Source organism: Paraburkholderia bonniea (assembly GCF_009455625.1).
Classification (GTDB): Bacteria; Pseudomonadota; Gammaproteobacteria; order Burkholderiales; family Burkholderiaceae; genus Paraburkholderia; species Paraburkholderia bonniea.
The window spans coordinates 722207-737157 of record NZ_QPEQ01000002.1; the positions used below are offsets into that span (position 1 = coordinate 722207).

Consider the following 14951-nt stretch of genomic DNA (forward strand, 5'->3'; position numbering starts at 1 on the left):
CCCCATCACACCACCTGATGCTCACCATGAACTACTGGACCCAGCCCGTCACCCTGCACGGCGAACACGTCATCCTTGAACCGCTCCATGCCAGCCACGCCCCCGCGCTGGCTGCAGCCGCCGCCGATGGTGAGCTATGGAAGCTCTGGTACACGATGGTTCCCGGTCCCGGCGATGAGTCGGCCTATATCGACACGGCGCTGAAATTGCGTGACGCTGGCAGCGCACAGCCGTTCGCCGTGCGTGATCGGGCCTCTGGCGACATCGTCGGCTCCACCCGTTACATGAACATCGACAATGCCAACCAGCGGCTCGAACTCGGCTCGACGTGGTACGCCAAACGCGTACAGCGCACCGCGCTGAATACCGAGGCGAAACTGCTCCTGCTTGGCCACGCCTTCGAAACGCTCGAAGCAATTGCCGTCGAATTCCGCACGCATTTCATGAACCATCAGTCGCGCACGGCGATCACCCGGCTTGGGGCAAAACAGGACGGCATTTTGCGCAATCACCAGCGCAGCCAGAATGGCGCGCTGCGCGACACGGTGGTGTTCTCGATCATCGCGTCCGAATGGGCCGCTGTGCGAGCCCATCTACAACATCAGCTTCTGCGCTAACCCCAGCCGTGATGGCCGGATCAGCAGCAAACGATGCTTCGGTAACCTGACAAACCTGACGGCCGATGCCGCCACCGGCCCACCGGGCGCACCACCCCAGCGGAGACAGCGGCATGCTGATCGATTTTTTTTACACCCTGCGCGCCGCGCAACTGCCCGTTTCGGTCAAGGAATACCTCACGCTGCTCGAAGCACTCCGGGCGGGCGTCATCCCGCCATCACTAGACGCGTTTTACTATCTCGCACGCCTGACGCTGGTCAAGGACGAGCAGCATTTCGACAAATTCGACCAAGCCTTCGGCGCGTATTTCACTGGCATCAACCACGCGGCACAACAAGCCTTAACCGTGCCCGACGACTGGCTGAAAAAGAAACTGCAGCGTGAATTTTCTGCTGAAGAAAAAGCTCAGATCGAAGCCCTCGGTGGCCTCGACGCATTACTCGAACAACTCAAGCAGCGCTTTGACGAGCAAAAAGAGCGCCACGAAGGCGGCAATAAATGGATCGGCACAGGCGGCACCTCGCCGTTTGGCAATGGCGGCTATCACTCGGAAGGCATCCGGATTGGCGGTGAATCCGCGGGCCACCGCACCGCCGTCAAAGTCTGGGAAGCCCGCGCCTACCGCGATTACGACGACCAGGTCGAAATCGGCACACGCAATCTCAAGGTAGCGCTGCGACGGCTGCGCCGCTTCGCCCGCGAAGGTGCCGCTGATGAACTCGATCTGCCCGGCACGATTCGCAGCACCGCCGCCAACGCAGGCTGGCTCGACCTGAAGATGGTCCCCGAGCGGCACAACAAGGTGAAAGTGCTGATGCTGCTGGATGTCGGCGGCTCGATGGACGATCACATCAAGCGCACTGAAGAACTTTTTTCAGCCGCCAAAGCGGAGTTCAAGCATCTGGAGTTTTATTACTTCCATAACTGCGTCTACGATTTTTTATGGAAGCACAACCGGCGGCGTCACGCCGAACGCACCCCAACCTGGGACGTCCTGCATCGCTATAGCGCCGATTACCGGCTGATCTTCGTCGGCGATGCAACCATGAGCCCTTATGAAGTTTTACAGCCAGGTGGCTCGGTTGAATACAACAACCCGGAAGCCGGAGCGGTCTGGCTGCGGCGGTTCGCTGCTCAGTTCCCGCATTACGTGTGGCTGAATCCTGAGCCTGAGCGGCTGTGGGAATACCGTCAGTCGATCGCGCTGATCCGTGATGTGCTCAGCCACCGGATGTATCCGCTCACGCTGGCCGGACTCGAAAGCGCAATACGCACGCTGAGCCAGTAACGCGTCATACGCGTGCGGTGAGGTGTAACAAGGCACAACGCAGCGCACAGCATTTTCTCCGCTTCATGAATGCTTCATAACCGCTTCACATCCAGCCGTTATCCGGAACCTCCTGCATGAAACCTTCCTTATCGACAGCACGCTTCAACCTGTTCGCTGATACCTCCGTGTCGACGCTGGTTGCCGGTTTCGTCGCCATGATGACCGGCTACACCAGCTCGCTGGTGCTGATGTTTCAGGCCGGACAAGCCGCGCATCTAAGCAGCGCCCAGATTTCGTCGTGGATCTGGGCGCTTTCCATTGGCATGGGGCTGTGTTCGATTGGCCTGTCGTTGCGTTTTCGCGCACCTATCGTCATCGCCTGGTCCACTCCTGGGGCTGCGCTGCTGGTCACGTCGCTGCCCCAAGTGTCTTATCCGGAGGCGATTGGCGCGTTTGTCGTCTGTGCGTTGCTGCTCGCTGTGACTGGTCTCACCGGCTGGTTCGATGCGCTGATGAAACGCATTCCGGCAAGCATCGCAGCGGCATTGCTCGCCGGCATTCTGTTTGAGATTGGCATCGGCGTGTTTCGTGCGGCGCAGTTTCAGACCACGCTGGTACTCACGATGTTTTTCACCTGGCTGATTCTCAAACGGCTCGCACCGCGCTATGCGATCGTCGCTACGCTGATCGCTGGTTGCGCTGCAGCGGGCAGTCTCGGGCTGCTGGACTTCAGCCACTTTCACATTCGCCTGGCCCAGCCGGTCCTAACCTTGCCCACGTTCTCACTGAGCGCCATCGTAAGCATCGGCATTCCGCTCTTCGTCGTAGCCATGGCTTCGCAAAACGTGCCGGGCATCGCGGTGCTGCGCGCAGATGGCTACACCACACCTGCGGCACCGCTAATCGCCACGACCGGGCTGGCCTCGCTCGTGCTGGCACCGTTTGGCTCGCATGGCATCAATCTCGCGGCCATTACCGCCGCGATCTGCACCGGGCCCGAAGCGGGTGAAGATCGCACCAGGCGCTATAGCGCCGCTGTCTGGTGCGGCGTGTTTTATCTGATCGCCGGGACTTTCGGCGCAACCATTGCCGCGCTTTTTGCCGCGCTGCCCAGCGCGCTGGTGATCTCGGTGGCCGCGCTCGCGCTGTTCGGCTCAATCATGAGCGGCCTGACCAGCGCCATGCAAGACGTGCGTCAACGCGAAGCAGCACTCGTCACCTTCATGGTGACCGCCTCTGGCCTGACACTGCTCTCCATCGGCTCGGCGTTCTGGGGGCTGGTGGCGGGCGTCGTCACGCAAATCCTGCTGTATGCGCGGCAACGTGCCTGAACCGGGTCCGCAGGCCGGGCTAAGCGCCCTTCGCGCAGCCCCATTCCGCCCTGTTCCGCCATAGAATGAGCAGTTCAGACTGCATCTGCCGCACCTCGCTTCAGCGCGGACATGATGCGCATAGCGCCGGTGCTGGCGGCAGCTTCTGCCCTTGAGGCTGCCGCCAGCACCTTTCCTTTCCTGACTACCGCGCGCACGCGCCGAAGGCCTGATATGACTACCGCACTCGACCAGCTCAAGCAGTACACGACAGTCGTCGCTGACACCGGCGATTTCCAGCAGCTTGCCCAGTACAAGCCACAAGATGCGACCACCAATCCTTCGCTCATCCTCAAGGCCGTGCAAAAAGCCGACTACCGGCCGCTCCTCGAAAAAACCGTGCGCGACCACGCCTCCAAACCGGTTAGCACGATCATCGACCACCTGCTGATCGCTTTCGGCCGGGAAATCCTGCAGATCATCCCGGGCCGGGTGTCGACTGAAGTGGATGCGCGGCTGTCATTCGATACCCAGGCTTCGATCAGCAAAGCACATGAACTGATCGCGCTCTACAAGGCAGCAGGAATTGACCGTGAACGCGTGCTCATCAAGCTGGCCTCCACCTGGGAGGGCATCCGCGCCGCTGAAGTGCTGCAGAAAGAAGGCATTAAATGCAACATGACCCTGCTGTTCTCGCTGGCACAGGCTGCCGCCTGCGCCCAGGCCGGCGCACAACTGATCTCGCCGTTCGTCGGACGAATTTACGACTGGTACAAGAAAAATGCGGGCAGCGCGTGGGACGAAGCCAAAGATGGTGGCGCCAACGATCCTGGCGTGCAGTCAGTGCGGCGCATCTATGCGTACTACAAAACATTTGGCTATCCGACTGAAGTGATGGGCGCGAGCTTTCGCACCACTAGCCAGATCACCGAACTCGCTGGCTGTGACCTGCTCACCATCAGCCCAGATTTGTTGCAGAAGCTGCAAGACAGCACCGACAAAATCGAACGCAAGCTGTCACCCGAAACCAGCAAGCAGCAAGGCCTCGACCGGGTGCCAGTAGACGAGCCATCGTTTCGCTTTCTCGTGAATGACGAAGCCATGGCCACCGAAAAACTGGCCGAAGGCATTCGCGCCTTCGCTGCAGATGCCGTCAAACTCGAACAATTGATCGCAGCAATCCACTAGGCCTGCCAGGTAAACCGGGGCGAACGAAAAACCAACGTCCCGGCCTCTATCGCAAAATATGCACAAATTTTTACAATTGCCAAAAACATCTGCTTAAACTTCGCGTTTTTGGTGTTTGTTGCCCGTCAGGCACGCACCGTGTCTTTAAGGTGATCCTTTTCGGGAGATCAATCATGCAAATTCAACCCTGTGCGTATTTCCGTGGCCGTTGTGAAGAAGCTCTGGCGTTTTATATCAAGAAGCTCGACGCCACACTTCAGAACAAAGTCTATTTCAAGGACCTGCCTGAAGTACCAGCCGGCCTCCCCGCGCCGCCTCCTGGTTACGACAACAAAATCATGTACGCCTGCTTGCAGATCGGCGATTCAGTTTTGATCGCATCTGATTCAATGCAACCCAATTCAGGCGCGCCAATTAACCCTGAAATCAATTTCAGCCTGAACCTGATCGCTGACGACCTGGCATCGGGCAAGCGTTACTTCGACGCACTTGCAGAAAGTGGCGAAATCGCCATCCCATGGACTAAAACCCCAGCTACCGAAGGGTTTGGCACCGTGGTCGACCAGTACGGCATTCACTGGATGGTGTTTACTCCCATCGCTCAATAAGACGCCCGGCCGGATCAGGATCAGTCCTGCCCGGGTCAGTCGTGATTACCTGGTAAGCAGCGTTCCGCAGGTTTTCCCGGACGCTGCTCGATATGCCAGCCAGGCGCCGTCTCAGCCAGCAACGAGCGTAGCCGTTCAACCTGTTCGGCCAGCCGCTGCCCCAGCCAGAAAGGGCCTTGCAGTTCAGGCGCGAGATGGCTGGCGAGACCCGGCGGCGTCACCACAACGGCAGGTGCGGCAGGCATCTGAAACGACCGCGTTACCGTAAAACGCAACGCCCGCGCCATCGCCAGCAGCACCCCACGCACCTCCCGCACTTCAGCACCGCATTGCTGCGCGTAGGCCTTGCGCACCACATCGGTTTGCATAAACGTCCCCATCACCATCATTTCGAGCGCACTCAGCAACGAGCGATGCAAACGTTGAATCTCCTCCAGTTGCGCTTGTGGCACCTGAATTTCTTTAGCCACTGAAGGCATCAGCGAGCGCAGTTGCACCAGGCGCGTATTCAGACGCATAAACACCTTGATCTGTGCCTCTGAAGAAAAAGGCGTGCCATCCACCAGGCGCGCATAGACACCCGCGCATTCGCGCAGATTGTCGGCCAGCAGATAACGCCATGAATAAGTGGCATGCAGCGGCAGCGCAAACGAGAACGCCAGCGCAATCACAATCCCGACCAGCACGTTCAGCGTGCGCCACAAGCCCGTGCCAATCAGATTGTCGCCATGGCCCGCCACGATGCATGTCGTGATCGCCGTCAGTAACGCAACGTAGCCCGCCTTGCCAATCGCGTACCACGCACACACGGCTGCCACCACCGACATCAGCACATACGTCAGCGTGAGCGAGCCCAGCAGGTTTTGCTGCACGATCAGCGCCAGCCCGAGCGCAGCACCCAGCAGCGTGCCCGCCGCACGCTCCGTGGCTTTTTTGCGGATATTGCCGTGATGCTGCAAGCCACCGATCACCACTAGCAGAGTGACCGAGGCCCAGATGCCATGCGGCACATCAATGCCTGTCGTGGCCAGAATCGACACCAGCATCGCCAAGCCCACGCGCAAGCTGTGAATCAGCTTGGCATGGCGATAGCGGTAAAACGGCGAAGTGAGGCTGCGCCATAGCCGGTTCAGACGGCTGCGAGGCGGTGCCAGACGGCGAGTGACGACATCATCTGCCGCACTTGAAGGTGATGGAGCAAGACCGGTGTCAGCACCGGCGTCAGAAGGAATTCGCTTCCCGGTCATCGCGCATTGTTTGAAGATTCCATGAAGTCATGCCCGTAACACCCGTAACGCTCACAGCGTCCGTCTGGCAGCTCGCAGCGCATAACTAGCGCCTAGCGCTCAGCCACGCCCGGATACTTCTCCGAACGGGTGCGGTCCTCGCCGCCCGCCATCCCCAGCGCACGCACGCCCAGGCTCACCACGAACGCCACCACCAGATTGATTCCCAGCGACCACACGGCGGCATAACCAGGAATCGCCAGACCACCCAGATGAATCGTATAAATCGAGCTGGTGAGTTTTAGTGAAACCGCCATCCATGTGCCCACCCCAATCCCAACAGCCCAGCCCAGCAGCAGGCCACGGTAATCCAGTATGCGGGTATAGAGCCCCAGAACGATGGCTGGCAAGGTCTGAATAATCCAGATCCCGCCGAGCAACTGCAACTGGATCGCATACGTCAGCGGCAAGCCCAGAATGAAGACCACGGCCCCTACCTTGACGATCAGCGACACCATCTTGGCGATATTGGTTTCCTGTTCAGCCGTCATGTTGCGGTTGATGAAGGGCATGTGGATATTGCGTGTGTACAGGTTGGCCGCGGCAATCGACATGATCGCAGCAGGCACCAGCGCACCGATTCCGATCGCCGCAAACGCTACGCCCACAAACCATGATGGGAAAAAATGCAGAAACAGTGCGGGGACCGCGAAATTCGGGCCAAACGCCTTGAAGTACGGCGCGAACTCGGGCATGTCCTTGACCCCAGCGGCCAGCGCCATAAACCCCAGCAGGGCCAGCAAACCCAGCACCAGTGAGTAGGCCGGCAGCAGCGCCATGTTGCGCCTGATAGTGTTGCCGGACTTCGAGGCAAACACCGCCGTAATTGAATGCGGATACAGAAACAACGCCAGCGCCGATCCCACTGCAAGCGTGGCGTAAGCGCTATAGCCGTTGAGGCTTGATACGTCGGGGGCCTTGAGCAGCAGCTTGGCGGGCGGCACCACGCCGAAGATCGCGCCAAAACCACCTAGTTGCGGTGGAATCACAATCACCGCTGCGGCAATCGTGATGTAAATCAGCACATCCTTGACCACCGCGATCATCGCGGGGGCCCGCAAGCCGGAGGTGTAGGTGTACGCCGCGAGAATCGCAAACGCGATGATGAGTGGCAAGTCGCCCATGAAGCCCGTGGTATCAAAGCCGAGGGCCCCGATGACGACTTCGATACCGACCAGTTGCAACGCGATGTAAGGCATCGTCGCCACGATCCCCGTGACGGCAATCGCCAAGGCCAGCATCCGGCTGCCATAACGGGCGCTGACAAAATCAGCCGAGGTGACATAACCATGGCGCTTGGCAATGCTCCAGAGTTTCGGGAACACGATGAACGCAAACGGGTAAATCAGGATCGTGTAAGGCAGTGCGAAAAAACCCGTCGCACCCGCACCAAACACCAGCGCGGGCACGGCGATGAAGGTGTACGCGGTGTACAGATCACCGCCCAGCAGAAACCACGTCACCACCGTGCCAAAACGCCGCCCGCCCAACCCCCACTCATCCAGATGCGCCAGATTGCCCCGGCGCCAGCGCGCCGCAAAGAATCCAAGAACGGTCACACCGGCAAAGAACAGCACGAACACAAACGCCGCAGTGAAATTCATCATGCTTCTCCCGCTGCATCGTCTGGCGTGTGGCGTTTTGTTTTGAAGTAAACCAGCGCAGTGATGGCCGCGCTAATCAGCACCCATAGCAACTGATACCAGTAGAAAAACGGGAAATCCCAGATTTGCGGCTCAATCCGGTTGTAGGACGGCACCCAGATCATGGCAATCCAGGGAAGCAGCAACAGCCAAAGCCAGTGCTTGCTCGCCTGGCTCACATCAGAATCCGGGGCCATCTCGTCTCCTGTTGCATCTTCTCGAGGTTTTTCAACAGCACCTTGCCCATCGGACAGCCCGCCTTTCAGGCACCGTACCGTGCATCATCTTGAAATGATGGGGAGAGTATAGAAGTCAAAAACGGCTGGTCAAGCAGTGACGACCCGCACTCGTGCTGCCGTTCATGGAATCGTGGAATCCAGAGTACGTAACGTGGCTAACCACGCTGGTAAACGACAACGCCCGCAACAGCAGATCAGCTATTGCGGGCGTTGGTTACGTCAGCGTTATGAGCGAGAAACGTCAGATCGCAAACGACGCACCTGATTGCCCTGACTCTTCGCACAAACCTTTGAGCCATTTACGCGCAGGCAAACCGAGCTTGTCTTCGATCAGTTTTGCCCGGGCTTGCAGCGCGCTGAATGGCACCGCTAACGCTGGGCCCGAGAACGCCAGCGCCACGCGATTGCCATCGTGAACCTCCGGTAACGCAATCACCCGGCCATCGAACGCTTCTTTCAGGCGTTTCATGTTGCGCACGAAATCTGGATGATCGCCAAACAGGTTCACGGTCATCACCCCGGCATCCGTGAGACAGGCCCGCGCAGCGCGATAAAACGCCACACTATCGAGCACCGGCCCCTTCGCTTTCGCATCGTAAACATCCACCTGCAAAGCGCCGACCGTGCCGTGATTCACCCGGTCGTTCACGAAATCCCATGCATCCGTTTCACGCACACTCAGCCGGGCGTTATCGGCGGGCAGACCGAACATCGTGCGCGCCGCCACCACCACCGCAGGATTCAGCTCCACCGCAATCACTTCGGCGCGCTTTAAAAAGTGGTGAGCGAACTTGGTCAGCGCTGCTGCACCCAGCCCCAACTGCACGATGCGCGGCGGGGTTTCGAGAAAAAGCAGCCAGGCCATCATTTGCTGCACATATTCCAGCTCGATGTGGTTGGGCTTTTTCAGGCGCATCGCGCCTTGCACCCATTCAGTGCCGAAATGCAGATAGCGCACACCGTCGCTTTCAGAAAACGTCACTGGAGCAAAACGTGGCTTGCGTGGAGGGTCGACAAGAAGAGGCGCATCGGCAAAATCGTCGTCATGCTGCGTGCGGGACTTGCTTCGTGCAGGGCGGCGCTTGGCACCATTGGTGTCAGCAGCGCGGCTGTCAAAAGCGCGCGCCTCGGCGCTGGCGCGCCGGATCAGTTTCGTCATGGGAGGAGATCGCGCCAAAGACGCAGTTTTTGATCGAACGAGAGGATAGCATTCGCCGGACTGGACGACGGCAGGACGAGCGTGGCATAGCCAGCGGCTGCGATGACTGGCGCGAACCGTCCGGCGGTCTTGCCGTTAAAGCACACCTTGGACAGTTGCGGTGTATGCCTGCGTAGCGCGGCGAAATCATTGGGCACGGCATGGCGAATCGCACTATCCAGGCTGCCCTCTCGCTCACAAATCGCCAGCACATCCCAAATGCCAATGCGATGCGCCAGCAAGCAGGCCAGCCGGGCGGGGTAATCGAGTTCGGGAAGCGGTTCGTTCAGGACTGTGCCGAGCAAGCGCCAGAACTGGTTACGCGGATGCGCGTAATACTCCGCCGCACTCAGCGATGCCACGCCAGGAAAGCTACCCAGTATCAGCGTGTGGGTATCCTCAGCAATCACAGGTGGAAAACCTTCAAGCATTAACGCGGCGCTCCCGGCACAGCATTCAGCGAAGCGAAGGCTCGCACTGGTTCAAGTTCAAGTTCAGGTTTATGGAGCAGTGCCAGATGTGTCCAGAGCGCGGGCAGCAGGCATTCGCTCACCATCAGTGGCGCGCCATAGCGCTCGAACACCGAGCGCCGTGCCACCAGTGTCTGCTGCCCGCTGCCAGCCATCGTGCGCGAAGCCAGCCGGTGCAGCGGATGCAGCATGGTGAGCCGTCGGCTAACCAGCGGCGAGCGCGTCACACTGCGATCGCTATACAGCAGCTCGGCCAACGGACGAGTGTGCAAACGCCGGATCGCTTGCCAGACACCCATGCTGGATGGCAACGGCACGATGCTGTGCGCAGCGACAAAGGGCACGTCATCAACCGCCAGCACCACTTCGCGCACCCATACTGGCGCGCGGAGCGTCAGCGCCAGTGCAGCAGCTTCGTCAGGCCAGGGCTGTGCCACGGCCTCTCGCGTAACGCATACGCTGACACGGCCGAGCTCGCGCAGATGGGCGGTCAACGAACCACCTCGCGTCAGCCAGTCTTTTTGTGCAGGCGAGAAACCGGGTAAAGGCGCGACGCGCCAGTGGGCGTCAGCGGCATCGAAACGAATCGGCATGGGCGGCATTATAGATTCGCCGCCAGGCCCAGTCAGCGCCAGCACGCCCTTGCGCCGGAACAAACCAGAACAAACCCAAACAAAACAGCGGGGCCCACGCTTTCCGTACAACGCGTGGGCCCCACCATTCATTCAAACCTAATCAACCTGATTAATTTCCCGCGGAGGGCTTCATCTGCTGACGCGCGTCACGCAACGCCTGCACATAGCCTTTTGCCTGCTCAAGCACCGGTGCCCATTCGCCCGGCTGCGGCTGCCGCAATAGCTCAACGGAGTCATACCAGCGCTGCGTCTGCGCCGTACCCCAGCACCAGTGCGACACATGATCGAGCAACGCCAGCACCGGAACCCCTAGCGCCCCTCCCAGATGCAGCGGCGCGCTATCAATCGTAACCAGCATATCCAGCGCACCCAGATGAGCTGCCACATCGTCGAAGGCATAGCGATAGTTCGGCGTCAAATCCTGCACCGGGTAATCCTTTTGCTGGAGCAGCGTGACCTCGTACTCGCGCCCCGGTGTCAGCACGTAATACATCACATCGGGAACGCTGAACAACGGTTCAAGCTGGTTCAGCGGAATTGAACGCTGCAGATCGCGCCGATGCGTCGGCGAACCTGACCAGACCAACCCGACATGGAGCAATTTTTTGCTGGCACCTTCTGCCCTGACCAGATTTCGCCACGTCTTCGCTTTGCGCGAGTCCGTCATCAAATAGGCGCGCCCTTGGACATCATCAGGCCGCAATTCGAGGAAAAGCGGCAAACTCATGATCGGCAAGCTGTAATCAGGGCGGCCAGGCAAGCCATCTTCCAGTGCCACGCAGTCTTCATAAAAACGCGTAAACAGCTCGCGCAGCGAACGCCGGCATGCCAGTACCAAACGCCCTCCGGCACGGCGCACCTGGTCTGCCAGTTTTGGCACGAAACGCACCATCTGGATATCGTCACCACTGCCCTGTTCGCTATACACGATCAGGATCTTGCCCGCGAGCGGTTCGCCCTGCCATGTTTTGTAACGGCGTGTCATCAGCGTGACCGCGTTGTCATCTTCACGGTCAGTGCGTGCCAGTCGTGCCTCATAGCGCGGCCAGCCCTCTTCCCAGTCGTCGCGCCGCAACTCAAGTTCAGCCAGATCTATGGCGGCCAAACTGTCGTCAGGATTCAGTGCAAGTGCGACATTTAGCGTAGCTTCGGCATCCAGATAATTAGCTTGTTCAATCTGATAGAGCGCAATCGCTGCGATTGCTGCGCCATTCTCTGGTGCCAGCAGATAGGCATCCGCCATCGTGGTTTCAGCGCTCGCCGCGTCACCGCATTGCCATTGCGCATGGCTGAGCTGCCAGGAGAGCTCGGTATTGCTGGGCTCGCGCGCGAGCACTTCACGGCAAATCCGCTCTACCGTTGGCCAGTCATGCTGCTGGCGATGCATCAGCACCAGTTGCAACGGCAAGGATGGATGAAGCGTCGGGTTAAGTGCGTAAGCGCGCTCCAGCGCTTCATCGCGTTCAGCCTGAATGGCATCGTCTTGCGGCAGTCTGGCCAGCGTTTGCGACAACCACCACGGCATGCGCGCATCACCCGGCATTTGCGCCTGCAACGCTCGCAGCAGGTGCACTGCGGCAGAGTGAGCGCCGCACTCGTCACCCAGACGAACCAGCCATGCAGCGCTCACATCAAGCGCGACGCCATCTACGGCTTTTTCGCTGTATTCACGCGCCCTCGCTGTCTGGCCTAAACCATCGGCAAACAGCGCCAGCCGCGCATAACGCTCGGTCGGCAACATCTCGCTCTGAGTCAGTGACGCGTACTGGTAAGCATTTTCAAAACGCTCATTGCTTGCCTGAAGATCAGCGCGAAGCTGCAGCGTTTCGGTGTTGAGATCCAGTGCTTCGACGTAGTGCACGGCCGCGTCGAAACCTTGCTCCCTCAGGAGCGACCAGACACGGAAGACCGGATCGACCGGCTGGGTTGCAACAGGTCGGGCTTCTGGTGACATTAGCTGGGACATTGGAAGTCAATCGGTAGGCGCATCGGGCGAGTGCACGAGCGAGTTGTCAGGGTGGCGTCTCATTACATTTAGATGCATGGCCGCCAGAGCAGCAGCGCTGGATCAATGGTTCGCCAGACAAGCATGCTGAGAAAACGACCGCAGCAGGATAAGGGTTTGCTTCAGGAGTGCATCCCATAAATAACGGCGATCTCGAAACCCGTCATTGAGGTGTGCAGCATGGTTATTTGCACTCAAGACGAGCTATTGCCGGCCTGCTAAAACTGCCGTGAAATTGCGACTCACACCGCGCTAGTGAAGCCCACTGCTTCAGGTGCCTGAGAATGGATTAGCCACGGCTGCCATGGCCTCATCCATCGCTTGGCGCAGGAGGCAGCGAAACGCTGCAAACCAAACGCGGTAAACCAGACGCAAAAAAAGCGGTGATGACCCTCGTCAGGCCATCACCGCTTCAGCACTTCCATCCTTCGATTTAAATCAGGTGCGGGCAAGCACCCGCGGCATTACCGCGCTAGCAACAGCGCATTCGTGCGCCGTACAAAACTCGCCGGATCTTCCAGTGCGCCGCCCTCTGCCAGCATCGCCTGATCGAACAGCAAATGGCACCAGTCATCAAACTGTGCGCCATCGACTTGCAAGCCCTTCACCAGTGCATGTTCCGGATTGACTTCCAGAATCGGCAGCATCGCGGGTGCCTGCTGGCCAGCGGCCTTGAGCATGCGTTGCAAATAGCCGCTCATGTCACCGTCATCAGCAATCAGGCATGAGGGCGAATCGGTCAAACGGAATGTCAGACGCACGTCCTTAGCCTTGTCGCGCAGCGCTTCTTTCATCTTTTCAACGAGCGGCTTGAGCGTTTCTCCAACCTTCTCCTGTGCGGCTTTTTCTTCGTCATTCAACGCACCAAGATCCAGGTCGCCACGGGCTACGCTTTGCAGCGGCTTGCCATCGAATTCGGTGAAGAACGACAGCATCCATTCATCTACGCGATCGGTCAGCAACAGCACTTCCACACCTTTCTTGCGGAATACCTCAAGGTGCGGGCTATGCGATGCGGCCTGCCAGGTGTCAGCGGTCACGTAGTAAATCTTGCTTTGCTCCGGTTTCATCCGTGCCACGTAATCGGCCAGCGCGACGGTTTGCTCAGGCGTGTCTTGATGCGTCGAAGCAAAGCGCAGCAGTTTGGCGATCCGTTCGCGGTTCGCCGTGTCTTCGCCGATGCCTTCTTTCAGCACCTGGCCAAACTCACTCCAGAACGATGGATATGGTGCGGCTTTATCTGCCTCATCTCCTGCCTCAGCGCTCGCAGCAACCGCTGGCTTGCTGGCCAGTTCTTCAAGCATCGACAGCACACGCTTTGTCACGCCTTCACGAATCGCTTTGACGTCACGGCTTTCCTGCAAAATTTCACGCGACACGTTCAGCGGCAAATCGCTCGAATCCACCACGCCCTTTACGAAACGCAGGTAGCCAGGCAGCAGTTGCTCAGCTTCGTCCATGATGAACACGCGCTTCACGTATAGCTTCAGTCCGCCACGGTGGTCACGGTTCCACATGTCGAATGGCGCATGAGCCGGGACATACAGCAACTGGGTGTATTCGCTGCGGCCTTCGACGCGGTTATGGGTCCATGCCAGCGGATTCTGGTGATCGTGCGCGAGGTGCTGGTAGAACTGCTGGTATTGCTCATCGCTGATGTCGTTCTTCGAACGGGTCCACAGCGCGCTAGCCTGATTGATGGTTTCGTCTTCATCGCGTGCCACCATCGCGCCCTGTTCCGCATCCCACTCTTCCTTTTGCATCAGGATCGGCAGTGCAACGTGATCCGAATACTTTTGAATGATCGAGCGCAGACGGTGCGATGACAGCAACTCGTCTTCGTCGGCGCGCAGATGCAGGGTGATCGTGGTGCCGCGTGCCGCACGCTCGATCGTCTCCACCGCAAAATCGCCCTCACCGGCGCTTTCCCAACGCACACCTTCGCTTGCGGGCAGACCGGCGCGGCGGGTTTCGACCGTGATGCGCTCGGCGACGATAAAGCCGGAATAAAAGCCCACGCCAAACTGGCCAATCAGTGCCGCATCTTTTTGCTGATCGCCCGAGAGCTTGCCGAAAAATTCTTTTGTGCCCGAGCGCGCAATCGTGCCCAGATTGGCAATCGCTTCATCGCGGCTCATGCCGATGCCGTTGTCATCCAGCGTGATAGTGCGAGCGGTTTTGTCGTAGGACACGCGAATCCGCAAATCCGGCTGACCTTCATAGAGCGCACTGTTTTCGATAGCTTCGAAACGCAGCTTGTCAGCCGCATCGGAGGCATTCGAAATCAGCTCGCGCAGGAAAATTTCTTTATTGCTGTACAGCGAATGGATCATCAGGTGCAGAAGCTGTTTCACTTCTGCCTGAAAACTCATGGTTTCTTGTGCCATGCCAAAACTTCCTCGTTGATTGCGATTGAACTGGATTGGATTGAATTGAACTGCCGATTGACTGTGTCAGACGCGGCCCCTGGCCGTCTTAACC

13 protein-coding genes are annotated in these 14951 nt (G+C 58.8%); 5 read left to right on the plus strand and 8 right to left on the minus strand.

From position 1 onward, the window contains the following. Positions 1–26 precede the first annotated feature (26 nt). The 5 genes from GH656_RS16885 to GH656_RS16905 all read left to right on the plus strand — a co-directional run bounded on the left by GH656_RS16885 (position 27) and on the right by GH656_RS16905 (position 4994). Positions 27–617: a GNAT family N-acetyltransferase gene (locus GH656_RS16885; protein WP_153077185.1), complete on the plus strand. Its 591-nt coding sequence runs from the start codon at positions 27–29 to the stop codon at positions 615–617. Between the two features lie 113 nt (positions 618–730). Further along, complete coding sequence (locus GH656_RS16890; RefSeq protein WP_153077186.1) at positions 731–1906, plus strand: vWA domain-containing protein; 1176 nt, start codon at positions 731–733, stop codon at positions 1904–1906. 116 nt (positions 1907–2022) lie between these two features. Further along, on the plus strand, positions 2023–3219 hold the full coding sequence (locus GH656_RS16895) for a benzoate/H(+) symporter BenE family transporter (protein WP_153077187.1): 1197 nt from the start codon (positions 2023–2025) through the stop codon (positions 3217–3219). A gap of 213 nt (positions 3220–3432) precedes the next feature. Further along, positions 3433–4386, plus strand: coding sequence for a transaldolase (gene tal, locus GH656_RS16900; protein WP_153077188.1), 954 nt, complete (start codon positions 3433–3435; stop codon positions 4384–4386). A gap of 173 nt (positions 4387–4559) precedes the next feature. Continuing rightward, a complete protein-coding gene (locus tag GH656_RS16905) occupies positions 4560–4994 on the plus strand; it encodes a VOC family protein (protein WP_153077189.1) in 435 nt (144 codons plus the stop codon). Positions 4995–5029: 35 nt separating this feature from the next. Here GH656_RS16905 and GH656_RS16910 read toward each other — a convergent pair whose 3' ends face one another. The 8 genes from GH656_RS16910 to htpG form a co-directional block, all read right to left on the minus strand. Then, a complete protein-coding gene (locus tag GH656_RS16910) occupies positions 5030–6241 on the minus strand; it encodes an FUSC family protein (protein ID WP_153077190.1) in 1212 nt (403 codons plus the stop codon). Between the two features lie 92 nt (positions 6242–6333). Beyond that, positions 6334–7884, minus strand: a complete 1551-nt coding sequence (gene mctP, locus GH656_RS16915) for a monocarboxylate uptake permease MctP (protein ID WP_153077388.1) — start codon at positions 7882–7884, stop codon at positions 6334–6336. After that, the gene (locus GH656_RS16920; protein WP_153077191.1) at positions 7884–8120 is read right to left on the minus strand and encodes a DUF3311 domain-containing protein; all 237 of its coding nucleotides are present in this window, start codon (positions 8118–8120) and stop codon (positions 7884–7886) included. Before GH656_RS16920 ends, mctP begins: the two co-directional genes overlap by 1 nt. A 283-nt stretch (positions 8121–8403) precedes the next feature. Continuing rightward, positions 8404–9321, minus strand: a complete 918-nt coding sequence (locus tag GH656_RS16925; RefSeq protein WP_153077192.1) for a class I SAM-dependent methyltransferase — start codon at positions 9319–9321, stop codon at positions 8404–8406. Next, a complete protein-coding gene (locus GH656_RS16930) occupies positions 9318–9791 on the minus strand; it encodes a DNA-deoxyinosine glycosylase (RefSeq protein ID WP_153077193.1) in 474 nt (157 codons plus the stop codon). Before GH656_RS16930 ends, GH656_RS16925 begins: the two co-directional genes overlap by 4 nt. Further along, positions 9791–10423, minus strand: coding sequence for a chorismate--pyruvate lyase family protein (locus GH656_RS16935; RefSeq protein WP_153077194.1), 633 nt, complete (start codon positions 10421–10423; stop codon positions 9791–9793). Before GH656_RS16935 ends, GH656_RS16930 begins: the two co-directional genes overlap by 1 nt. Before the next feature lie 151 nt (positions 10424–10574). Continuing rightward, positions 10575–12431, minus strand: a complete 1857-nt coding sequence (locus GH656_RS16940) for a tetratricopeptide repeat protein (RefSeq protein WP_174769817.1) — start codon at positions 12429–12431, stop codon at positions 10575–10577. A gap of 503 nt (positions 12432–12934) precedes the next feature. Next, entirely contained in the window at positions 12935–14857 is a 1923-nt protein-coding gene (htpG, locus tag GH656_RS16945) for a molecular chaperone HtpG (RefSeq protein WP_153077195.1), read from the minus strand. Between the last annotated feature and the right edge of the window lie 94 nt (positions 14858–14951).

Excerpts from the sequence above, each read along its gene's own strand:
- GH656_RS16885 (WP_153077185.1), top strand. The coding sequence starts at position 27 with ATGAACTACTGGACCCAGCCCGTCACCCTGCACGGCGAACACGTCATC.
- GH656_RS16890 (WP_153077186.1), top strand. The coding sequence starts at position 731 with ATGCTGATCGATTTTTTTTACACCCTGCGCGCCGCGCAACTGCCCGTT.
- GH656_RS16895 (WP_153077187.1), top strand. The coding sequence starts at position 2,023 with ATGAAACCTTCCTTATCGACAGCACGCTTCAACCTGTTCGCTGATACC.
- tal (WP_153077188.1), top strand. The coding sequence starts at position 3,433 with ATGACTACCGCACTCGACCAGCTCAAGCAGTACACGACAGTCGTCGCT.
- GH656_RS16905 (WP_153077189.1), top strand. The coding sequence starts at position 4,560 with ATGCAAATTCAACCCTGTGCGTATTTCCGTGGCCGTTGTGAAGAAGCT.
- GH656_RS16910 (WP_153077190.1), bottom strand. The coding sequence starts at position 6,241 with ATGACCGGGAAGCGAATTCCTTCTGACGCCGGTGCTGACACCGGTCTT.
- mctP (WP_153077388.1), bottom strand. The coding sequence starts at position 7,884 with ATGAATTTCACTGCGGCGTTTGTGTTCGTGCTGTTCTTTGCCGGTGTG.
- GH656_RS16920 (WP_153077191.1), bottom strand. The coding sequence starts at position 8,120 with ATGGCCCCGGATTCTGATGTGAGCCAGGCGAGCAAGCACTGGCTTTGG.
- GH656_RS16925 (WP_153077192.1), bottom strand. The coding sequence starts at position 9,321 with ATGACGAAACTGATCCGGCGCGCCAGCGCCGAGGCGCGCGCTTTTGAC.
- GH656_RS16930 (WP_153077193.1), bottom strand. The coding sequence starts at position 9,791 with ATGCTTGAAGGTTTTCCACCTGTGATTGCTGAGGATACCCACACGCTG.
- GH656_RS16935 (WP_153077194.1), bottom strand. The coding sequence starts at position 10,423 with ATGCCGATTCGTTTCGATGCCGCTGACGCCCACTGGCGCGTCGCGCCT.
- GH656_RS16940 (WP_174769817.1), bottom strand. The coding sequence starts at position 12,431 with ATGTCCCAGCTAATGTCACCAGAAGCCCGACCTGTTGCAACCCAGCCG.
- htpG (WP_153077195.1), bottom strand. The coding sequence starts at position 14,857 with ATGGCACAAGAAACCATGAGTTTTCAGGCAGAAGTGAAACAGCTTCTG.